This window comes from Pseudomonas sp. LBUM1641 (assembly GCF_059716235.1).
Map to the genome: position 1 here is coordinate 4,347,671 of NZ_CP166815.1, position 21,682 is coordinate 4,369,352.

Annotated in this window: 16 protein-coding genes and 1 riboswitch; of the genes, 5 read left to right on the forward strand and 11 right to left on the reverse strand. The window is 60.6% G+C overall.

Annotated features, from left to right (window positions below):
* Nucleotides 1-5: 5 nt before the first annotated feature.
* The 5 genes from ACA046_RS20035 to lexA all read right to left on the reverse strand — a co-directional run bounded on the left by ACA046_RS20035 (nt 6) and on the right by lexA (nt 7,539).
* On the reverse strand, nt 6-1,709 hold the full coding sequence (locus ACA046_RS20035; RefSeq protein ID WP_497674815.1) for an ATP-binding protein: 1,704 nt from the start codon (nt 1,707-1,709) through the stop codon (nt 6-8).
* Nucleotides 1,710-1,822: 113 nt separating this feature from the next.
* A complete protein-coding gene (locus ACA046_RS20040; protein ID WP_497674816.1) occupies nt 1,823-4,912 on the reverse strand; it encodes an error-prone DNA polymerase in 3,090 nt (1,029 codons plus the stop codon).
* On the reverse strand, nt 4,888-6,303 hold the full coding sequence (locus ACA046_RS20045; RefSeq protein ID WP_497674817.1) for a Y-family DNA polymerase: 1,416 nt from the start codon (nt 6,301-6,303) through the stop codon (nt 4,888-4,890). Before ACA046_RS20045 ends, ACA046_RS20040 begins: the two co-directional genes overlap by 25 nt.
* Nucleotides 6,304-6,310: 7 nt before the next feature.
* A complete protein-coding gene (imuA, locus tag ACA046_RS20050) occupies nt 6,311-6,922 on the reverse strand; it encodes a translesion DNA synthesis-associated protein ImuA (protein ID WP_497674818.1) in 612 nt (203 codons plus the stop codon).
* The gene (gene lexA / locus ACA046_RS20055) at nt 6,922-7,539 is read right to left on the reverse strand and encodes a transcriptional repressor LexA (RefSeq protein ID WP_063031178.1); all 618 of its coding nucleotides are present in this window, start codon (nt 7,537-7,539) and stop codon (nt 6,922-6,924) included. The genes imuA and lexA overlap by 1 nt, the downstream gene beginning before the upstream one ends.
* Before the next feature lie 101 nt (nt 7,540-7,640).
* Nucleotides 7,641-7,847, forward strand: a riboswitch (cobalamin riboswitch).
* 94 nt (nt 7,848-7,941) lie between these two features.
* Between lexA and ACA046_RS20060 the strand changes: the two genes are divergently transcribed.
* The 4 genes from ACA046_RS20060 (at nt 7,942) to dkgB (ending at nt 12,074) form a co-directional block, all read left to right on the forward strand.
* Nucleotides 7,942-9,876 (forward strand): TonB-dependent receptor plug domain-containing protein, encoded by a 1,935-nt coding sequence (locus ACA046_RS20060; protein WP_497674819.1) that lies wholly within the window; start codon nt 7,942-7,944, stop codon nt 9,874-9,876.
* A gap of 11 nt (nt 9,877-9,887) precedes the next feature.
* Complete coding sequence (locus ACA046_RS20065; RefSeq protein ID WP_497674820.1) at nt 9,888-10,220, forward strand: (2Fe-2S) ferredoxin domain-containing protein; 333 nt, start codon at nt 9,888-9,890, stop codon at nt 10,218-10,220.
* Nucleotides 10,217-11,137 carry an ABC transporter substrate-binding protein gene (locus ACA046_RS20070; RefSeq protein WP_497674821.1) on the forward strand — a complete coding sequence of 307 codons (921 nt, stop codon included), beginning with the start codon at nt 10,217-10,219 and terminating at the stop codon, nt 11,135-11,137. Before ACA046_RS20065 ends, ACA046_RS20070 begins: the two co-directional genes overlap by 4 nt.
* 133 nt (nt 11,138-11,270) lie before the next feature.
* Complete coding sequence (dkgB, locus tag ACA046_RS20075; protein ID WP_497674822.1) at nt 11,271-12,074, forward strand: 2,5-didehydrogluconate reductase DkgB; 804 nt, start codon at nt 11,271-11,273, stop codon at nt 12,072-12,074.
* On the opposite strand, the gene ACA046_RS20080 is transcribed toward dkgB, so the two are convergent.
* The 6 genes from ACA046_RS20080 to ACA046_RS20105 all read right to left on the reverse strand — a co-directional run bounded on the left by ACA046_RS20080 (nt 12,071) and on the right by ACA046_RS20105 (nt 19,420).
* A complete protein-coding gene (locus ACA046_RS20080) occupies nt 12,071-12,502 on the reverse strand; it encodes an ANTAR domain-containing protein (RefSeq protein ID WP_076016916.1) in 432 nt (143 codons plus the stop codon). The two genes, dkgB and ACA046_RS20080, sit on opposite strands and share 4 nt — an antisense overlap.
* Nucleotides 12,503-12,638: 136 nt before the next feature.
* Nucleotides 12,639-16,274 (reverse strand): transporter substrate-binding domain-containing protein, encoded by a 3,636-nt coding sequence (locus ACA046_RS20085; RefSeq protein ID WP_497674823.1) that lies wholly within the window; start codon nt 16,272-16,274, stop codon nt 12,639-12,641.
* Between the two features lies 1 nt (nt 16,275).
* Nucleotides 16,276-16,902, reverse strand: a complete 627-nt coding sequence (locus ACA046_RS20090) for a response regulator transcription factor (protein ID WP_076016914.1) — start codon at nt 16,900-16,902, stop codon at nt 16,276-16,278.
* Between the two features lie 292 nt (nt 16,903-17,194).
* Nucleotides 17,195-17,911 carry an MgtC/SapB family protein gene (locus tag ACA046_RS20095; RefSeq protein WP_459021888.1) on the reverse strand — a complete coding sequence of 239 codons (717 nt, stop codon included), beginning with the start codon at nt 17,909-17,911 and terminating at the stop codon, nt 17,195-17,197.
* A gap of 552 nt (nt 17,912-18,463) precedes the next feature.
* Nucleotides 18,464-19,066, reverse strand: a complete 603-nt coding sequence (locus tag ACA046_RS20100; protein ID WP_497674824.1) for a GNAT family N-acetyltransferase — start codon at nt 19,064-19,066, stop codon at nt 18,464-18,466.
* Nucleotides 19,067-19,078: 12 nt separating this feature from the next.
* Entirely contained in the window at nt 19,079-19,420 is a 342-nt protein-coding gene (locus ACA046_RS20105; RefSeq protein ID WP_076016912.1) for an FKBP-type peptidyl-prolyl cis-trans isomerase, read from the reverse strand.
* Between the two features lie 213 nt (nt 19,421-19,633).
* On the opposite strand from ACA046_RS20105, the gene ACA046_RS20110 reads away from it, so the two are divergent.
* On the forward strand, nt 19,634-21,589 hold the full coding sequence (locus ACA046_RS20110; protein WP_497677121.1) for a flavin monoamine oxidase family protein: 1,956 nt from the start codon (nt 19,634-19,636) through the stop codon (nt 21,587-21,589).
* Nucleotides 21,590-21,682: the final 93 nt, after the last annotated feature.

A 21,682-nucleotide genomic window follows, 5' to 3' on the forward strand; every position in this document is an offset into this window, starting at 1 on the left:
TAACCTTATCGGGAAGTCAGCACCGAGCGCACCCGTTGCGCCAACTCATCCGGGCTGTAGGGTTTGCTCAGCAGGTGAATATCGGCGCTCAGCAGGTGGTTGCTGGAGAGAATGTCGCGGGTGTGCCCGGAGGTGAACAGCACCGCTATCGCCGGCACTTGCTCACGCGCCCATTCGGCCAGGTCGGTGCTTTTGACCCGGCCCGGCATCACGACGTCGGTAAAGATCAGGTCCGGTTGCAGGCCGCCGTGCAGCATCTGCATGGCCCGGTCGCCGTCTTCGGCGGTGAGTACGGTGTAGCCGGATTGTTCGAGCAATTCCACTGCGGCCGCGCGTACGCCTTCATTGTCTTCGACCACCAGAATGGTCTCCTGGCCGCCGCAGTGCTGTGGCGTAAGGGCAACAGGTGCTTCCTGGCTTTCCGGCCGGAGGCTGCGGGGGAAATACATCTGCACCACGGTGCCGCTGCCCTCCACGCTCTCGACCTCCACATGCCCGCCACTTTGGCGCACGAACCCGAACACCATGCTCAGGCCCAGGCCGGTACCGTGCCCATTCGGCTTGGTGGTGAAAAACGGTTCGAAGGCCCGTGCCAGGATCGTCGGTGACATGCCGGCGCCGCTGTCGGCGACGGCCAGGCGCACGTATTCACCGGGGTTGATGCTTTTGCCAGCGCAATCCGGGGGGTTGAGGATGATGTTTTCGCCGGTGATCCGAATCACGCCCTCGCCTTTCATGGCGTCCCGGGCGTTGATCGCCAGGTTGAGCAAGGCGTTTTCCAGTTGGTTGCGGTCGACGTTAATGCACCAGGGATCCTGGGGCAGTTGCACATCAACTTGGATGGTTTCTCCCAGCGCCCGCTGCAGCAACTCACCCAGGCCTTCATAGATGCGCAGTGGGTTGTACACCGCTGGCGACAGCGGCTGGCGACGGGCAAACGCCAGCAGTTGCGAGGTCAGCTTGGCCCCGCGTTCCACTGCCGCGATGGCGGCGCTGACCCGGCGCTGTACCTGGGGGTTGTCCGGCTCATGCCGGGCCAGCAGGTGCAGGTTGCCGGAGACCACTTGCAGCAGGTTATTGAAGTCGTGGGCCACGCCGCCGGTCAGGCCGCCGATGGCTTCGAGCTTCTGCGATTGGCGCAACTGTTCTTCGGCGGAGGAACGGGCTTGCACTTCGGCGGCGACACGTTGTTCCAGGTTGTGGGTGAGTTCCTGGCGCAAGCGCTCGGAGATCACATGTTCGGTGGTCTCCACCACAATCGCCAGGACCCCGGCCGGTTGCTGGTCGTCACCGGCCACGGGGCTGTAATACAGGTCCATCCAGACTTGTTCCGGGCGGCCGTCGCGCAACAGCTCCAGGGGCAAGTTGCGATAGGACAAGGTGCCGCCGGCCAGGCAGGTGTCGACCACATTGCGGTTGAAGTCGGCGACTTCCGGCCAGCCCAGTTCTACCGGCGCCCCCAACAGATACGGGTGGCGACCGCCGGCAAACACCGAATAGCTGTCGTTGTAGATCATGTAACCCGCCCGTCCCCACAGCATGACCATCGGGATGGGCGATGCCAGCATCATCTGCACGGCACTGGTCAGGCTGGAGGGCCAGGCACCAATCGGGCCGAGGTCGGTGCCGGACCAATCGAATGCGCGAATCCTCTGGGCCATTTCCCCAGCCCAGCCATCACAGCCATGGGTATCGGATAAAAACTGCATCAGTCGGCTCTGCAAAAGATAAAAGGTGGGCGGCTATGAAAACTTTGAGCCCGACAGCGGCGGTTGGTTTCATCGCATATTGCTTATGCCGGTACGAAGGAGCAAGAGCCGGCTCAGCGAAAATCCCGGCTGCGCACACTGATGCCCGACAGCAACGGGGTCAGGTCGGTCAGGCGCCCGGCGATCAGGTGCCGAACCTCCCCCACTGCCTCCCAGCGCCCATCCACTTTAAGCAACCGCGAACCCACCAGCGCCTGGCGTTGGCGCTCGGCCAGATCGCGCCAGACCACCACGTTGATATTGCCGAACTCATCTTCCAGGGTAACGAAGGTGACGCCGCTGGCCGTGCCCGGGCGTTGTCGACCGGTGACCAGGCCGGCGACGCTGACGTTGCGCCCATGCTCAACCAGCAGCAATTCCCTGGAACTGCGGCAGCGTCGTGCGCGCAGTTCATCGCGCAACAGTGCCAATGGATGTGGACCCAGGGTGGTGCCGACGCTGGCGTAGTCGGCATAGAGGTCTTCGCCCACTGTCGGTTGCGGCAGTTCCACCACCGCTTCTTCGGGGCTGGCCACACCGGCAAACAGCCCCAGTTGCTTCTGCACCCCGGCCACCTCCCAGCGCGCCCGGTGCCGATGCCCGGCCAGGCCGCGCAAGGCTCCAGCATCCGCCAGCAGTTCCTGGGCGCGAGTGTCCAATCGAGCGCGCTCGCCCAGGTCGGCAATGTCGAAAAACGCCCGTGCCTGACGCGCCGTTTCGATGCGCCGGCCATCCTCTTCGCGAAACCCGGAGATCATCCGCAAGCCCATGCGAATCGCCGGCTGCTGGCCTTCGATCGGTTCAAGGCTGCAGTCCCAGTCGCTGGCTTGCACATCCACCGGGCGGATCTGCAAATGATGGCGACGGGCGTCCTGCAGGATCTGGTCCGGGCTGTAGAAACCCATGGGCCAACTGTTGATCAGCGCGCAGGCAAACGCTGCCGGCTCATGGCATTTGAGCCAGCAACTGGCGTAGGTCAGCAAGGCGAAACTGGCGGCGTGGGACTCGGGAAAGCCGTAGCTGCCAAAGCCCTTGATCTGCTCGAAGATCTGCGCGGCGAAGGCTTCGCTGTAGCCGTTTTTCAGCATGCCGGTGCGCAGGCGTTGCTGGTGAGGCTCGAGACCGCCGTGGCGTTTCCAGGCGGCCATGGAGCGGCGCAACTGGTCGGCTTCGCCAGGGCCGTAATCGGCGGCGACCATGGCGATCTGCATGACTTGTTCCTGGAACAGCGGGATGCCCAGGGTGCGCTCCAGCACGGCCTTGAGTTCCGGCGATGGGTAGGTAGTTTCTTCCTCCTTGTTCCGCCGCCGCAGGTACGGATGCACCATGCCGCCCTGGATCGGCCCGGGCCGCACGATGGCGACCTCAATCACTAGGTCATAAAAGGTCTGTGGTTTGAGCCTTGGCAACATCGACATCTGCGCCCGCGATTCAATCTGGAACACACCAATGGTGTCGGCCTTGCTGATCATCGCGTAGGTCGCCGCGTCTTCCTTGGGCACCGTGGCCAGGCTGAGGTCCTGATTGCGATGGCGGCGCAGCAGGTCGAAGCAGCGGCGAATCGCACTGAGCATGCCCAGCGCGAGGATATCCACCTTGAGCAGGCCCACGGCGTCGAGGTCGTCCTTGTCCCACTGGATAATGGTGCGATCGGCCATGGCCGCATTTTCTACCGGCACCAGAGTGTCCAGCGGGTGTTCGGAAATCACGAAACCGCCGGGGTGTTGGGACAGGTGCCGGGGGAAGCCGATCAGTTGTTGGGTCAAGGTCAGCACCCGGCGCAGCACCGGGCTGTCGGGGTCGAAGCCACCTTCGCGCAAACGCTCCAGGGGCGGCGCCTCATCACTCCAGCGCCCGCAACAGTCGGCCAGGGCGTTGACCTGATCCGGCGGCAACCCGAGGGCCTTGGCCACGTCGCGCACCGCACCCGCGCCGTGGTAACTGCTGACCACCGCCGTCAATGCGGCGCGGGTGCGGCCGTAGCGTTGGAACACGTATTGCAGCACTTCTTCGCGGCGTTCATGTTCGAAGTCCACGTCGATGTCCGGCGGCTCGTTGCGTTCCCGGGACAGGAAGCGCTCGAACAACATGTTCATCAGGCTCGGGTTGATCTCGGTGATGCCCAGGGCAAAACACACTGCCGAGTTGGCCGCCGAGCCACGGCCCTGGCACAGGATCGAACGGCTGCGGGCGAAGCGCACAATGTCGTGCACGGTGAGGAAGTAGCTTTCGTAGCCCAGCTCGGTGATCAGCTTCAGCTCATCATTGATCTGCCCAAGGGTCTTGGCGTCCACGCCGTGCGGCCAACGCTGGGCAATGCCCTCTTCGGTCAAGGTGCGCAACCAGCTCTCAGGCGTTTGCCCTTCGGGCACCAGTTCCCTCGGGTATTGATAGCGCAACTGGCCGAGGTCGAAGGTGCAACGCCGGGCAATATTCAGGGACTCTTCCAGCAAGTGCGCCGGGTACAGCGCGGCCAGTGCATCGAGGCTGCGCAAGTGCCGTTCGCCATTGGGGTGCAGGCGCGCACCGGCTTCGGCCACCGGGACGTGATGACGGATTGCAGTCATGGTGTCTTGCAGGGCACGGCGACCACGCACATGCATATGCACATCGCCGCAGGCCACCGCCGGCAGGTGCAGGCTGGCGGCAAGGTTGAGGCGTTGCTCAAGATGGCGGGCATCGTTCTGGCCGCAATGCAGCTCCACGGCCAGCCACAGGCGATCGGTAAACGTGCTGCGCAGCCATTGGATGTGAGCCTGGGTGTCGGTGTCTTCGACGATCCATAACGCCAGCAAACCTTGCACGGATGTGAAGTCTTCCTGCAGCAGGCGGTAGTGACCTTTTTCCGCACGGCGGCGGGCGATGGTGATCAGTCGGCACAGGTGCTGATAGCCCTCCAGGTTCTCCACCAGCAATACCAGCTTGGGGCCGTTTTCGAGGCGCATCTCGCTGCCGATAATCAGCGGCAACTCGACTTTCTTGGCCGCCTGCCAGGCGCGCACGATGCCCGACAAGGTGCACTCATCGGTGATCGCCAGCGCTGCGTAGCCCTGCTGCTTGGCCCGCTCGAACAGTTCGCGGGCACTGGAGGCGCCTCTTTGAAAACTGAAGTTGGACAAGCAATGCAGCTCCGCGTACTTCATGCGAACCAGCCTTGCAGCCACAGCGCACCGCTTTCGCCCACGGTGCGGTAGGCCCAACCCTGTTGGCCGGCGCGGGTGCGCACCAGGTAGTAATCGCGGCGCACATCGGCACCATCCCACCAGCCGGATTCGATGCGCTCCGGGCCCATCAGGATGTGTAGACCTTGCTCGGCCAGGGGCGTCGGTTCATGCAGCAACCAGCCGGGGCGTTGCACGTTGTTTGAGGGTGAGCACGGGCGAAGATCAGCACCGGGTTGCCAGGCGCATTCGGGGCGGTGGTCGGCGTGAAAGCGCAGGCCTTGCACCGCCTCGTCTCCGAGCCGCGCCCGCAGGCGTTCGCGCAGTTGTTCCCAGGGCAGGGTTTGTTGCGGGCGCTCGTCGAACAGGTCCTGGCGCTGGGGCACAAACACCGGCAGGTCCTGAGCCACCAAGCGAAAGCCACGCACCGGCGAGGTGACTTGCACCTGCTCCAGGCGGCCGCGGGCCAGTTCAAACAGCATCGCTGCGTCACGCTCGGCGCTGAGCAGGCCGACTTTGATGACGGTGTCGGGTTCTGCGGCGTGTTCCAGGTGCAGGTCAAAGCGCTGCACGCCACTGTCGCGGCCACACAGGAACGCCGATAAATCGCCGGTCAAACGGCGCAGGGGAAACAGCAAGGCCTGGTGGGACAGCACATCAAAATTCAGCTCGATGCGCACATCGAACTGGTCCGGCGGTTGGTAGAACGCCAGGGCCAGGGGCCGTTGCCCGCACAATGCATCGAGGTGTTTGAGCAACGCCGCGTCGAAACGCCGGGCCAGGGTATGCCGGGGCAATGCCTGCACCTGGGCCAGGGTGCGCAGGCCCATGCGCGACAGTGCGGTGGCGGCTTGCGGGTCGAGGCCGGCTCGGTCGATGGGGATCGGTGCCAAGGCTTGTTGCAGGCTGTGCTCGTCGGCCACGGCCAGGCAGTCGTAGGCATTCGCCAGAATCCGTGCCGCCGCCGGGTTCGGCGCGGCGACGATGCGATGACGAAACCCGAGGTCGGTCAGTTCCTTGCGCAAGCGCGCTTCGAGCAACGGCCAGGGCCCGAACAGGCCCAGGCTCGACTCGATCTCAAACAGTAACGCCCGTGGGTAATACACGCTGACCTGGGAGCTGAAACGGTAGGCCCAGGCGGCGAGAAATTGCTGCCAGTATTCGATCTGCGCCGGGTCGTATTCGGCGCAGGTAAAAGCCTTGGTCAAGGCATGGGCCGCCGTCAGGGATTGGCCGGGGCGCAGGCCGAGTTTGCGAGCGGCCTCATTGACGGTTTGCAGCACCCGTCGTTGCGGCGTGCCGGCCAACAGGGCCAATGGCTGATCCGGTTCGGGGCGCAGACGCAGCACCCCGTCCAGCGCCAATTGCGGGAAGACAATACACACCCAGCGCATGCCAACCTCAGTGCCCAAGCGCAATGGGCGCGGGATGGGCCAGGCCGCCCCGGCACTTGAGCACCCGCACTTGCGCAGGGCTCGCCTCCACCGCCAGGCGCAAGGCGGCCGGTGACGGGTTGATGGCCTCGCTCAAGGAGCGCCAGGCGAAGGCCAGGGTCTGGCCGGTTTCCGCCGCCACCTGCAAGCGGCGCAAGGCCCGGTCATCGGCCTTGCGCGGCCAGCACAGCACCGCGCCACAACTGCCGGAACGCAGGCATTGCTCCACGGCCCACAGGGCGTCACGTTCATCGGCCTGGATCACGGAAAGCTGGCGCACATCCACCCCGGCGTTTTGCCAGGCGTGGGGGTACGGCGTATAAGGCGGTGCCACCAGCACGATGCGCTCGCCGGCCGCCGACAATCGCGCCAGGGTCGGCCACACCAGTTGCAACTCGCCCACGCCCTCCTTCGCCATCAGGATTTCGCTCAACGCCGCTTCCGGCCAGCCACCGCTGGGCAGCACTGCATCCAGGGCCGCAAGCCCGGTGGGATGGATGCTGGCAGGCGGCGCGGCGGGCCGGCCTTTCCAGACCCGGCCGCCATTGAACAGCGAGTCCAGTGCAACGACGGCGCCCATCAGCCTTGCCTCACCAAACCGCAGAACACCCCTTCGATGGCCAGGTCCTGATCGGGGCGCACCACGATGGGTTGATAAGCGGGGTTGCGCGGCAGCAAGCGCACGCGCTCGCCGACGTGTTCGAAACGCTTGATGGTGACTTCACCGTCCAGGCGCGCCACCACAATCTGCCCGTTCAAGGCCTCGGCGCTGCGGCGTACACCCACCAGGTCGCCATCAAGGATGCCGTCTTCGATCATCGAATCGCCCTGCACCCGCAACAGGTAATCCGGGGTTTTCGCGAACATGGACGGGTCGAGCAGCAGGCGGTTGTGCACTTCAGCGTCGGCGCCGATGGGCAAGCCGGCAGCTACCCGGCCGAGTACCGGGATGTCCAGCAGCTCCGGCCGCGCCGGCTGATTGAGCAGGCGAATGCCGCGCGCCTGGTTGGGGTTGACCTCGATAAAGCCGCCCTCGGTCAGCGCCAGCACATGCTTGCGCGCCACGCTGCGGGAGGCAAAGCCGAACGCCTCGGCGATCTCGGCGAGGCTGGGAGACTGGCCTTGCTGCGCGATACGGTCGCGGATAAAGGTCAGGATGGCGGTACGGCGGGGCGTTAGGTTCGTCATGGAGTACATTTGTACTCCTGTGGGAAATTTCTAGCAATATCCGTCAGTCGCTTCCTATGTGGTCACGGGAAAAGCCCCCGCCAAGTTGACGAACGGTCTTTCGAATGTTCAGATGCCGGCCTGTTTCAGGTGCCTCATGCCGCCGTGCATGGGGTGAAACGGGAAACCGGTGCCGCTCTTTTCGAGCCAGTCCGGTGCTGCCCCCGCAACGGTAGACGCGTGATCCCTTCGACACACCACTGTGGCCTGCGCGCCATGGGAAGGTGAAGGTATCCATACGCGTGAGCCCGGAGACCGGCCTGGAATTCTGTTTGGCAAAATCCTGCGGTGGGCGGGCATGGGCCGGTATTGGCGTGTGCTCGGTGCCTACTCGTGCGTGCTTTTCGCGAAAGATACTTTTCCGAGAAGACTATGATTCGACCTTTCAAGACTCCCGTGCCCGGCCTGTTGTTCGGCTGCCTGTTCAGCCCCCTGCTGCTGGCCGACGACAACACCCTGGAACTCAAGCAACTCAACGTTTCCGCACCGTCGGTGGAGTCCACCACCGTGGCCGACATGGCCCAGTACGGCAGCAAGGTAGAGATCGTCACCCGCGAACAGATTGAGCGCGCCGGCCCCGCCGCCGATGTCTCGCGCGTGATGCAGATGTTCATCCCCGGCCTGTACGTGGCGCCCAAGAATGGCCCGTTCGACTACGGCACCTACTCCCTGTTGGGCGGGCGCAACGACGACACGCTGATCCTGCTGGACGGCGTGCGCCTGAACAACCGCCTGTACGGCGGCCTGTACCTGGACACCCTGCCCGCCAACGCCATTGAGCGTATCGAAGTGCTCAAGGGTGGCCAGAGCCTGCTGTTCGGCACCCAGGCGGTGTCGGGGGTGATCAATATCGTCACCCGAAGCCCGCAAACCCGTGTGGCTTCCGGTGAAGTGAACCTGGGCGCCGACACCTTCGGCGGCACCACCGGCGATGCCCGGGTCGAGAAGATTTTCAACAACGGGTTTGGCGACCTCGGCTTGCTGGCCTACGTCAGCCGCAACGTCTCCGAGGGCTACCAGCCGTTTCGCAACCGCGACATGAAAAACGTCACCGACAAAAAGCGCTCCTACGAAGTCACTACCTTCGGCACCAAGGCGATCCAGTCGTTTGGCGATGACACGCGCCTGGAACTGTTTTACCAATACGCCGACGCCAACCTCGATTTCGCCCGCCCTGTGGACAACCACAAGACCACCAACGACCGCGTGCAGCAGATCGCCACGGCGACCTTTGAGCAAACCTTCAACGACCGCCTGAGCTACTTCGTCAAAGGGCATATCAACGATTGGGACACGCGCTATACCCGCCTCAACAATGTCGAAGGCGGCGGCACCAAGGTCATCAACCACAACGACTACTGGGGCTTCACCGACTGGGGTGTGCAGGCCGAAGGCAAGGCCGTGTTGCCCGGTGAGCATGTGCTGGTATTCGGTTCCGACAACCAGTGGTTCAAGGGCCAGGACGATGTATTGATCATCGATGACAACAAGGCCCAGGCCCACGCGCTGTACACCCAACTGCGCCCGAATATCGAAGCCCTGCCGAACTGGCACCCGAGCATCGGTGTACGTCACGAAGCCATGAGCGGCGGTGACAGCGCCACCGTCGGCATGCTCACTTCGCTTTATGACCTCAACGACAACTGGGCCCTGCGCGGCCAATACGGCACCGCCTACAAACTGCCGAATGCCGAGCAACTGTTCGTCAACGAAGACGATGAGAAAGGCAACCGCAACCTCAAGCCGGAGAAGAGCCGCAACGCCGAACTGGGCCTCGACTACAAGGGCAGTCTGCTGGCGCGGGACTTCAGCGCCAGCGTGACGCTGTTCAAACGCAAGATCACCGACCTGATCACCCAGGACGATATCCAGTGGGTCAACGGCCAGGGGCAGATCCAGATGCGCGGTTTCGAGGCCGACGCCAAGCTGCAACTCAACGAACAATGGAGCGTGCAAGCCGACATGACACGCAACCTCACCGAGTCCCGCGCCGGTGTCACCCTCAACGATATTCCCGGCTTCTTCGCCCGCTCGCGGGTCGGCTATGAATCGGTGGACCGCCTGTGGGGCGTCGGTACCGCCGTGCGTTACATCGGCGATATCGTCAGCTCGAAAAAGGTCGAGTACGGTAACTACACCGTGGTGGATGCCGACGCCTATCGCTATCTCGACAACGCCCACCAACACCGGGTCAGCCTGCTGGTAGAGAACCTGTTCGACCGCGACTACGTCACCAGCCGCGCCAGCAACGTCGACAACCTCGGGCGGCCGTTCACCTCCGAAGTACGCTACACGTATCGCTTCTGATGAGTACGCCCGTGGAAACTCATCCGGACTGGTCCCGTGTGCCTGACCACGCCCGCCACGTGTTCCTGTGCACCGGACCGCGCTGCACCCAGCGTGGCGCGCTGCAATTATGGAAAACCCTGCGCCGCCACCTGCGGGAACACGACCGCATCGAAAAGCCTGGCGGCGTGCTGCTGACCCGCACCCACTGCCAGTTCCCGTGCAACCTGGGGCCGATTGTGACGGTGTACCCGGACACGTGCTGGTACGGCGTGCACAGCAATGCAGACGTGCAACGCCTGGTGGAAGTGCACCTGGTGGGCGGCGAAGTCGTCGAGGATTTGCTGATCAAGGAGCGCCCATGAAAGCGTCGTGGCTGGTGTTGGGCGCCCTGCTCTGCCCACCGTTGGCTCTGGCGGACAGTTATCGCAACTGCAACCAGAACTGGACTGCCGCCCACTCACCGCCCTCGCGCATCGTGGCCCTCAACCAGCATGCGGCTGACCTGTTGTTGGCGCTGGATGTCGACCCGGCATTGGTGGGCGTGGCGTATCTGGATGACAACGGTGCGGCCCATCGACACGGCGAGTATTTCAGCGTGCCGGTGATTGCGCCCAAGTACCCGTCCAGTGAAGTGCTCTACGCGCAGAAACCGGATCTGGTGGTCGGTGGGTTCGCCACTGCCTTTGGCACTGGCGTCACTTCCCGCACAGGGTTGGCAGGCAACGGGGTTGGGTCGTACTTGCTGGAGTCGGCGTGCGACGGGCACTCGCTGGATTACTTCGGGCATATCCGCAACGACCTGTTTACCCTCGGCGCCCTGGTGCACAAACAGCAACGGGCGCGGGCGTTGAGCGAGGCCATGGACGCCGACCTCGCCAGTGCCCAGGCACTGGCGGGCGAAGGTAAACCGTTGTCGGTGTTTTACCTGGACAGTGAAGTCAACGGGTTGGACAGCGAAGGCCAGCGGGGTTTTGTCACTACATTGGTGGCAGCTGCCGGGGCGCGCAATGTATTCGCCGGGATCAACCAATACCGCGTCACCGTGAGCAGCGAAACCCTGTTGGTGAGTGACCCGGATGTGATCTTGCTGGCGGATGCGGTGTGGTCACCGGCCAGCCGCAAGCGCCAGTTGCTGACCAGTGACCCGGTGCTGTCGCGTTTGCGGGCAGTGCGGGAGAACCGGATGATCGATATTCCGTTTACCCACCTGGTGCCCACGGCAAGCAGCGGGCGGGTGGCCCTGGGCCTGGCGCGGCAGTTCAAAAAGCTGGCTGAATAAACACAGTTTTCTGCCTTTGCTCTTCACCACTCATGACTTTTGGTAAAGAGTCCTTTTCGGATTCAGCGGTTTTTCTGAAGGAACGAGGGGTCGATACTCGACTCCATTGTTCACATCACTTCAGGAGTCACTCATGTCTATTCCCGCATTCGGCCTCGGTACGTTCCGCCTGCAAGGCCAGGTCGTCATCGACTCCGTCAGCACCGGCCTGGAGCTGGGCTACCGCGTCATCGACACTGCGCAAATCTACGAGAACGAAGCCGACGTCGGCCAGGCCATTGCCGACAGCGGCATCCCACGGGGCGAGCTGTTTATCACCAGCAAGATCTGGATCGCCAACTTCGCCGAAGGCCAGCTGATTCCCAGCCTCAAGGCGAGCCTGCGCAAGCTCCAGACCGATTACCTGGACCTGACCCTGATCCACTGGCCATCGCCGGAAGACCAGGTGCCGGTCGCCGAATTCATGGGCCAGTTGCTGGAAGCCAAGCGTCAGGGCCTGACCCGCCAGATCGGTATTTCCAACTTCACCGTCGACCTGATGAAACAGGCGATTGCCGCCGTCGGTGCCGAGCACATCGCGACCAACCAGGTGGAGCTGCACCCGTACCTGCAAAACCGCACCGTGGCGGATTTTGCCAAGGCCCATGGCATCCAGATCACTTCCTACATGACCCTGGCCTACGGCGAAGTGCTGAAGGACCCGGTGATCCAGCAGATCGCCGAACGTCATCAGGCAACCCCGGCGCAAGTGACCCTGGCCTGGGCCATGCAACTGGGTTACGCGGTGATCCCGTCGTCGACCAAGCGCGCCAATCTGGCCAGCAACCTCAAGGCGCTGGAGCTGACCTTGAGCGACGCCGATATGGCGCAGATCGCCGGCCTGGAGCGTGGCCATCGGCTGACCAGCCCCAAAGGCATCGCCCCGAACTGGGACTAAGCCGCAGGGCTGCGGGACAACTCTCGCAGCCACGGCAGTACCCGCAAGCCACAAGTGGCTGGCGGCGGGTCGATGATGTCCATGAAGTGTTCGAGGTTGACGCTGTCCGGCGCTCCCGGCAGGCGCACCAGCAGTGTCGGTGTGGCGGCCGGCGTGCCCAGGTCGCGGATATCGTAGACCAGCACATGGCGAATCTGCGGGTGCTGTTCCTGGTAGGCCAGTACCCCGCCCTCGCTGTCTGCCAACCCGGCATTGATGATCAGCACGTCGAACGGCTCCGTCGGGATGGCCGTGAGGATCAGCACTTCTTCAAAAGTTTGCACCGGGACGATGCGGTAGTAGCCCAATTGGTTGAGCATTTTTTCGATGTACAGCCGTTGAAGGTGCTGTTCATCGGCGATCAGGATGGTCAGTGCTTTGTTTGGCATGGCGATCACCTGAGCAAGGAGCGCTCGTGAGGGACTGGGCGGCCTATTTTCCAGACATATCTCGAAGACTAAATAAGGCTTGTTCCACCTTCATGTAGGAGTTGTCCCAAATAGCTCGAATGACAGCCCTCGCCGGTCAAGTCTGATTGCAATAAACCGACAACCCGTGATGCAGGTGAGCGAGCGCTTCGTCCACGTCGTCGACGGTACCGGCCAGCTCGTTATGCGCTTGCCGTTCACAGACGTTTTCCAGTACCTCGCAGCACTCCATCAATGCCTGGGCCTTGACCATGCGCGCGCCGCCTTTGGTGCGATGGGCCAGGTCATGCAGCCCGGCAAAGTCGGCCTTGCGTTGCAGGATCAGCAGTTGCCCATGGTCGGCTTCCAGGCTCTCAAGCAACGGCGCCAGCAATTCTTTTACCGCGTCGATATCGCCCCCGGTCAGTTTCTCCAGGTGGCTCAAGTCAAAGTCTGCCGATGGCTCATCTGCGGTGGCCGGTGCCACAGAAGGCGTGGCCGTTCGCAGCACCAGAGCCGCATGCAAATCCTCAAGGCCGGTGGGTTTGAACAGGCAGCCATCCATTCCCGCCTGCCGGCAACGTTCGGCCTCCTCGGGCTGGGCATTCGCGGTGAACCCCAACAGCAGGCAAGGCGCCAGGCCACGCTCACGCTCCAGGGTGCGGATATCCCGCGCCAGTTCGTAACCGTCCTTGAACGGCATATTGCAGTCGGTGATCACCCCGTCAAAATGACCGGACAACCACAACTCAAGCCCCTCGACGCCATCTTCGGCAGTGGTGATTCGGTGCCCCAGGAAGCTCAACTGCCGGGCCAGCAGCAGTCGGTTGGCCGGGTAGTCATCCACTACCAGAATGCTCAGTGCATGAACCGGAGGAGTTTCCAAGGCAACGGATACGGCCGGTCTCAGGATCGCGTCGGCGACGGCCAGCTCCAGCGTGACGTCCACCCGGGTGCCCTGCCCCAACAGACTGCTCAATTGCAGTTGCCCGCCCATCATCTCGCACAGGTTGCGGCTGATGACCAGGCCCAGGCCCGAACCGCTGCGCGCCGATTGCGCGGTGTTGTTGCCCTGGATAAACGGGTTGAACAGGCGTTTCTGGTCTTCGACACTGATGCCGATGCCGGTGTCTTCCACCCACAGCCTGAGGCTCAGGTAGCCGTTGGTAATCGCCGACGAACCGGACGCGCCAAGCCGTACCTGGCCATGGGGAGTGAACTTGATTGCATTGCTCAGCAGGTTCGACACCACCTGCTTGAAACGCATGGGGTCCACCAGCACGTATCGGTCAATCAGCGGGTCGAGTTCCACTTTCAATAGCAGGCCCTTGGCTCGCGCCAGGCCATCGAATACCCGTGCTACGGAAGACAGCAACTCGTGCAGGTTTGAAGGTTCAAGGGCCAGGGACAGATGGCCCGACTCAATGCGTGCGATGTCGAGAATATCGCCAATCAACTCCAGCATGCCCCGCGACGCATCAGCGGCCACCTCCAGCGCATCACGGTCGGCCCGATCCTGCTCGGCGGCTTTCAAGGCCAGTTCGATCATGCCGATCACGGCATTCATCGGTGTGCGTATTTCGTGGCTCATGGTCGCGAGGAAGGTGGTCTTGGCGCGATTGGCTGCGTCGGCATCCTCCTTGGCCTCCTGCAGCTGGCCCAGCAGGTGCTGCCTTTCGCTGACGTCGACCCAACCGGCGATCATGCCCACTACCCGCTCATCACCGTCGCGGTACGGCAGCATCCAGTGGTAGATGGTCAGCACCGTCCCGTCCGGCACCTTGAGCACACGGTCCTGGATCTGCGGCTCGCCCCGCTCCATCAGGCGCAGGTAATCCTGATGAAAAGACTCGGCCTGGGGACGATTGCCAGGGTCGGTCTCGACCACGGTTTTACCGGTCACATCCTCCAGCTTGTAATCGAACACATCGAGGTAAGCACTGTTGCATGCCATCAGCCGACCGAGGCGATCCCGCACATAAATCGGATGAGGCGTGCCGTCGATCAACACCCCCATAAAGCGCATCTGATCACTCAGGGCGCGCTCGGCCTGGACTCGTTTGCGAATCAGCTGGCGCAAATAAATCGCCCAACCAAGGGTGATCAGCAACAGCAGCGCCGCGAGGCTGAAGCCTTGAATGATTGCACTGCGGTGCCGCGCCCAGTAGCTGTCTTCAACCAGCACTTCGCTGCGCCAGTGGCTGGCCAACTCGTCCATTTCCTGGGGCGTGATGCTCAGCAGCGCCTTGTCGAGGATCGAATACAACTCCAGTTGGCTGCGGTTGACACCGAAAGCGATGCGGGCCGGCTCAGAGCCGACCGTACTGGTGACCCGTAACCGGTCACGGTACTCGCGGGCAATCATGTAGCGGGCGCTGATCAAGGTATTGACGGCGGCATCGGCGCCGCCACTGGCCACCAGCGCCATGGCGTGTTCAGGGCTCTCGACGTCCACGAACTTGATGGTGGGATAGTCCCGGGCGATCCCCTCCTGCAGGCTATTGCTGCCAATCAGCGCCAGGCGCATGCCGGCCATGTCTTCCAGGGTCAGGGGGTTGCCCTCATCAATGCGACTGACCAGCACAAACGGATTGATCAGGTAAGGTCGGGTAATGCGCACCTTTTCGGTCCGCTCGTCGCTGGGCGTGACCACCGCGATCATGTCTGCACCACCCGTGCTGACCTTGTCGATTTGCTGGGGCATCGAGGTGCCCGGGATGAAGTCAAACTTCAACCCGGTGCGCAAGCTGATGCGAGCCAGCACCTCCGCACTCAAACCTTCGAACGCGCCCTGCTTGTCGACAAATGAAACCGGCAGGAACTTGTCGAGTGCCGCAACCTTTATCCTGGGGTTCTTGTCCAGCCAACGCTGTTCACTGGCGCTCAAGCGCAACCGGTCCGCGCCCAGGAACCCAAGATTACCCGCACTCCAGCGCCGCAGGATTTCCATCTGCTCACTGACCGGAATAACGGCCAGCGCCGCGTTGATGATCGACTGCAGGCGCGTGTTGTCACGGGGGAATGCAAACCCGAAGGGATTGACTTCAAGTGACGAGAAATCCGCCATTCGAACGTTGTTCAGGTGGTTTCTGTTGATCAGGTAGTTGGTGCTGATTGCGTCCCCCAGGTAAACATCTGCTTGACCAAACGCCACCGCACCGATGCCCTCGAAGGTCGACGGGAAAAGCTGTAGCCGGGCATGGGGGTAAAACGCCTGCACCACATCAGGCTGCATGTAGTGATAGAACATCGCCACGCGCTTGCCGGCGAGGTCGGCACTCAAGGTCTGGCTGTCGCCTGTGCGGGTTACAAGCGCCGGTTGATCCATGGCGTAGGAGCGCGATAACACAAGTTGCGAGTCTGCTGCTTCGTAACCGTTGGCAGACCCCATAAAGTCCACCTCGCCGCGCTTGAGTGCGCTGATGACTTCATCCCGATTGTCGTAGCGCCTGACTTCTATGGTGATGTTCAGTGCATCGGCGATCAGCGCCGCGTAATCCGCCGTAATCCCCTCAAGCTCATCGCTGGTGCTCAGCTCGAAAGGTGCGTAATCAGGCGCCGAAATCCCCATCAACAAGCGGCGCCGTTCGCGTAGCCAGCGCCAGTCCGCCTCTTGCAGCTCTACGGTTGGGGTTTCAAGAATGGAGTGCCCCAGCAGGTACAGGGCGCGTGGCTCACCTAGAGCCAGGCCTTGTGTACAAAACACGCCCAGCAGCAGACTTGCACTGAGCCACAAGACCCGGAAGTTGGTCATTTCAGATCAGATGATTGCGCTGGGCGAACTTGGACAAATGCACCACCGACGACATTCGCAGCTTCTCCTTCAAGCGGGTTTTGTAAGTGCTGATGGTCTTGTGGCTGAGCAACATGTCCTCGGCTATTTCCTTGTTGCCAAGCCCCAGCGCCAGCTTCTGCAACACGGTCAACTCGCGATCGGACAGCTCAGCCACCAGGTCCTGCTCGGTGGACTGCAAATCGTCGCGCCGCACCGAACTGGTGGGCAGGCTCGGAAAGCAGCTGTAGTTGGACATCACGGCCTTGATCGCTTTTTGCAGTTCATCCAGCTCGCCGGTCTTGGCGACAAACCCCATCGCACCGGCCCGCATGCAGCGGGTGGAGAAGAACACCGCCAGGTAGGACGTGAGCACCAGGATCTTGCAAGGCAGGCCCAGCGCCTTGATTCGGCTGATCACCTCCAGGCCGCCCAATTTGGGCATCGCCAGGTCGAGGATGATCAGCTCGGGGCGCTCTTCCCTGGCGATCTGCATGGCATCTGCGCCGTTGCCGGCCTCGAAGATCGTGTCGAAACCTTCCTGCCTCAGCAGATAGCGCACGGTTGCGCGGATAAATGGATGGTCATCCACGATTAAAGCTTTGCTCATAAGGCTCCCCTGGGAGAATTCAGCACCGTTACACATCACACGGGACCTATCTACCTGTGAGAAATGACAGTTCCGACGAGCGGTTCTGAACATTCCTACAAGCAATAGCCGGGTCCCTCCACTTGAACCGCGCATAACCATAGGTAAGCGGCACCGGCGTGCCTGGCTAGTCGCAAGCGCGCAACCTTACCAATGGAATGACGCGGCAACTGAAGGGATAGTCCCAGCTCGATGTAGGACTTTTCCTCACTAAAGCATAGTAAACAGCGGCCTGCCGGGGAGTGGACCTCGTCTAGTCGGTGGTACTCGGGCTCCAGAACGCCTGTATCACCAAGGTCGAGGTCGAGATACGCGCCACCAGCGCGTCCAGTTCGTCACCGTCGACGGAGGTCACGGCCAGCGTCGCCTCGATTTCCACCTCTTCAGGACCAAAGGGACGTACGTCCACGTCACTGGCCGGGTAGTTGCAGCGTGCAAGCTCGGCTTCGAGCAAGGCCAGTACCGCCTTTTGCTGGGTACGCCGGGCCACCACGTAGAGAATGTTGGTGACCTCGGCCGACACCACGTCCAATGGCTGGCGGTTGATGTTATTGACGATCGGCCGCAGCAAGGTGTTGGCCGCCAGCACAAACAACGTGCCCAGCAGCGCTTCGAGGATCAGGTCGGCACCGGCACACGCGCCCACCGCCGCCGATGCCCAAAGGGTGGCTGCGGTATTCAGCCCGCGCACGTTGCCCTCTTCACGCATGATCACGCCGGCACCGAGAAAACCGATGCCCGAGACCACATAGGCCACGACCCGCACCGCCCCTTCCGCGCCGCCCAGACGGTTGGCCATGTCGACGAAAATCGCCGCCCCCACCGCCACCAGCACGTTGGTACGCAAGCCTGCCGTGCGCTGGCGGTACTGACGTTCGAAACCAATCAAGCCGCCGAGGATAAAGGCTGCGGTGAGGCTGACCAGCGTGTCGATCAGTGAGTTGAGGTTGATGTTGTTGATTGCTTGCATGGTGTGTCACTCCTGCGCGAGGAAACCTTCGGGCAGGTACGACCGTCCAGTGCCGTGGCCGAGTGGCGGGCACGACAGGACAGGCCCGCCTGTCGCAAACGACAGGCGCGTCCGTAGTACCGCGATGCAGGGCATCACGTACTGGTCAGCGTCGATGAGAGGGAACTCGGAATCGGGCCAGGACTGGCCGCTACCGGGATGCCGTTTCTCGCTTTTGGGCGAGACAACGGCATCGGAAAAATGCGCGTTATCTTGCCAAGTATGTGCCGGTTATCGAGACCGGCCGACGACTGTCACTCGAACAAGTACCCACTGAGGGTCTCCGCTATTGATGAAAACGCGCGAAGTTTACGCTCCGATTTAAGGAGAGTAAACCGTAGGAAAGCGCACCCGAAAGGGTTAGGAAGATTCTTCAGGGAGGGTTCAGGTAGGCACCTCCACCCCGTAGCAGCTGTCGAGCCCAAGCGAGGCTGCGTCGGCCGCACTGCGGTAATCAAGCCAGGCACAGCACCGAGTCGCGCCGAACGCAGCCTCGCCCCGGCTCGACAGCTGCTACGCAAAGGACGGTCGATCACGCTCTACCAGCGCCAAATACTCATTGATCTGCCCACCCGCCAAGGCCTTCACCTGAATGGAAACCCGATTCACCTTCCGGCCCATCTCGATCCCATCCCGAGTCCGCACCTGAACATACCCAAGCCGGGGCCAGAACCGCTCGGCCTTGACGTTCCCCACCACCACCGTCAACCGCAACCAGCGTGCGCCCAGGCGTACTACCCACTCCTGGAGATCCGCATGCAGCTGCCGCGCAAAACCGGTGCCATGCAACGGCGTGACCACCAACAGCAACCCGATATGCCAAACCCCGACCGCCAGCAGGTCGGACGCCACATTCACCACCGCAACCAACTGGCCATCGGCATTGCGATAGCCAATCCAGTACATCCGCGTGTAGCTCCAGGTGTCGGGCAGTTGAAGAGTCAACTCATCCCGCGCCTCCGTGGGCGTGGCAGGCTCACCGTTGACCGCGAGAAAATACTCCGGCGCCGCCTCGAAAAATCGCTGCAGCTCGGCTTCATCCTCAAGGGTCAGCTCAACCACCCGAATGCCCGCTATCGAACTGCGCGGCAAGGCCATCGTTTCAACAACATCCATGTTCATCCCTTCTCAATCGTCGCGCGTCAGTACTTCCAGCAACTCAATCTCAAAGCGCAGATTACTGTTGGGTGTGATATGCGCGCCCATCGAGCGCTCGCCGTAAGCCAGATGCGCCGGTACAAACAACGTGCGAATGCCGCCGACTTTCATGCCCATCAAGCCTTGGTCCCAGCCTTTGATAACGCGACCGGTACCGATCACGCATTGAAACGGCTTGCCCCGCTCCCATGAAGAATCGAACACCGTGCCGTCTTCGAGGGTGCCGGTGTATTGCGTAGTGATCAGGGCGCCTTTGACCACGGCTTTGCCGTCGCCGAGGCGGACGTCGGTTATTTCAAGTTCGTTGCTCATTTTTTCTCGTTTTGTGTAGTGCGTGGCTCACGCCAAACGGGCGTTTTCCCAGAGTCAAACGCGTTTGGCAAGCCCGGGATTGGGGTCACACGCCCCAACCTACAAAAAACCACGAAAACACCCCTGTCAAAATCTCCAAACTCCCGATTTACCTTGTTCGGCTCAACGATCAGCCTAACCCTGCAAAAACATAGAACATCAAGGATGACCAACGTGACAATAGGATCAGATTTCAATTACCCGGCTGACATTGCTACTGGTACCTCTAGAGAAAAGAGGTCTATCAAAAATAAATGGCGAGGTCGCTTTCCCAGCCCACCAGATTTATGCTTCGATTATCGAACCTTAGTTGAGCAACCTGGCGGAATAGCCAGCACGATTGATTTGAATCACAAAATATGTATTATCGGAGCAGGTATAACAGGGCTTACTGCAGCACGAGAACTTTATCGCTGCGGCTTTAAGAATATATCGCTATTCGAAAAATCCAAAAGAATCGGTGGCAGGCACCTCACCGTACTTGGCGCCCATCAATCCAACAGCATAGGACGTCCGCCCTTTGAGATGGGCGCAATGCGTATGCCCTTCTTTAATCGATCTGGCGAACAGCCCACTGACGGTAGATCCTTGATGGCCTATTACGCAAAAGAGTTTGAGCTTGCTCATTCAAACTTTCCAAACCCGGGAAGCCCATGGGTCAAATCAACCGGCATCTACCTACGCGAAGGGACTATAGACAATAGCAGTCAGCCCATAATGCTGATCTGGAAAAACAAAGATGGAATAACGCCACCGCCCGGCGAAACCCTACGAGCCGTGTCTGCAAAGTGGGAAAACTTTGCCAAACGCATGACTCAGAAAGTCGCGGAGTTCTATGGAAGCGAGCAATGGGAGTTAATTTGGGCTGCCATAGTGCAAAAATACGAAAGTATTTCGTTTCGGGATCTAGTAAAAATGCCGGCCATTGAATCTTGGCACAAGGACCGTCCCGGTGACTTCGGGGGTATGGGAATGACGTCACAAGAATCGTCGGTATTCTACGCAATTGGAATAGGCGATGGCAGTTGGGGAGCATTTTATGACATATGCTCGCTCTATCCACTGCGTACCGCGATTTTTGGTTTCAGCAGTCACCTTCAGTTGATTCATGGCAGGGTCAACCTTGACGGCGCGACCTTAGACTCTCCACACTTGAAAAGCGCGGCGGTTTTCGATTCCCGAGGGCTTAAGTTCAACAAACCTAACTACAAAGGCCTCGGCGCCTTGGCAGAGTGCCTGCTCTTTATGAGCCTCCCTGAAACAGGACACTCCGTGTATGAGCATAGCCTCGAGAAAACAACTGGCTTACTGACCGACTCTCCAGTAAAAAAACTGGAAAAACTCAAGAGCGGAAAAACACGAGTTCATTATGAATGGAACTCGAGCAATCCCAAAAAAACTGAAACGTGCTACGAAGACTTCGATTCAGTCATCATGACTCTCCCCTCTTGGCTGATCGAAACACAGATACTACTTGAGGGTTTCGATCAAGAAATGCTTACTTTCGAAACGATAAACGCTTATAAAACCGCTCACTGGGAAACCAGTTGCAAAGTATATGCCCCGTTAAAAAAGTCCTTCCTATCCAAAAATACAAAAATCCCTCAAGCCATAGTGACGGACAGCTTCATCCATGATGCATATACGTATCGCTACAACGAAAGTTACACCTACGACTGCATACTTCTAAGTTATACGTGGGAAGACGACGCAACGAAGCTCTCCTCGTTAAATGATAAAGAACTGGTAGCCAAGTGCATTGAGGAGCTGGACAGAATCCTGATTAATTCAACAAATATCCAGGAAAAAATCTCTCCATACATAGGCCGCGAGCAGGCTGTAGTGCAACGCTGGATGAATGACAAAAACTCGTTAGGATGCGCAAAACTATACAGACCGGGGACTTATTATGAGGCTGTAAGTTTAATGAAATATAACAAGGATTTTTCACTAAAATCCGGACTTTACCTATGCGGTGAATCTTTCTCAGTAGACGCCGGCTGGACAGAGCCATGTTTTAGAGGTGCAATCGATACTGTCATAAATATCTGCAGCCGGACGGGTGCCAAATTCAATGGAGGATTCACCATGAAAGACTATCCTGAATACAAAACTCAACGTTCACACTAATCAACTCCAGCACTCAGTTTAGAGCCTTGGCAGAACCAAACTACAGCGCTATAGGAACCGTCCGACTTTCATTTAAACATCAGTTCACCTCTT

Bases quoted from the DNA above. Each gene is read 5' to 3' on its own strand.
- ACA046_RS20105 (WP_076016912.1), bottom strand. From the start codon at position 19,420: ATGAGCAACGAACTTGAAATAACCGACGTCCGCCTCGGCGACGGCAAA.
- lexA (WP_063031178.1), bottom strand. From the start codon at position 7,539: ATGTACTCCATGACGAACCTAACGCCCCGCCGTACCGCCATCCTGACC.
- ACA046_RS20085 (WP_497674823.1), bottom strand. From the start codon at position 16,274: ATGACCAACTTCCGGGTCTTGTGGCTCAGTGCAAGTCTGCTGCTGGGC.
- ACA046_RS20035 (WP_497674815.1), bottom strand. From the start codon at position 1,709: ATGCAGTTTTTATCCGATACCCATGGCTGTGATGGCTGGGCTGGGGAA.
- ACA046_RS20090 (WP_076016914.1), bottom strand. From the start codon at position 16,902: ATGAGCAAAGCTTTAATCGTGGATGACCATCCATTTATCCGCGCAACC.
- ACA046_RS20045 (WP_497674817.1), bottom strand. From the start codon at position 6,303: ATGCGCTGGGTGTGTATTGTCTTCCCGCAATTGGCGCTGGACGGGGTG.
- ACA046_RS20080 (WP_076016916.1), bottom strand. From the start codon at position 12,502: ATGCCAAACAAAGCACTGACCATCCTGATCGCCGATGAACAGCACCTT.
- ACA046_RS20095 (WP_459021888.1), bottom strand. From the start codon at position 17,911: ATGCAAGCAATCAACAACATCAACCTCAACTCACTGATCGACACGCTG.
- dkgB (WP_497674822.1), top strand. From the start codon at position 11,271: ATGTCTATTCCCGCATTCGGCCTCGGTACGTTCCGCCTGCAAGGCCAG.
- ACA046_RS20070 (WP_497674821.1), top strand. From the start codon at position 10,217: ATGAAAGCGTCGTGGCTGGTGTTGGGCGCCCTGCTCTGCCCACCGTTG.
- ACA046_RS20060 (WP_497674819.1), top strand. From the start codon at position 7,942: ATGATTCGACCTTTCAAGACTCCCGTGCCCGGCCTGTTGTTCGGCTGC.
- imuA (WP_497674818.1), bottom strand. From the start codon at position 6,922: ATGGGCGCCGTCGTTGCACTGGACTCGCTGTTCAATGGCGGCCGGGTC.
- ACA046_RS20100 (WP_497674824.1), bottom strand. From the start codon at position 19,066: ATGGATGTTGTTGAAACGATGGCCTTGCCGCGCAGTTCGATAGCGGGC.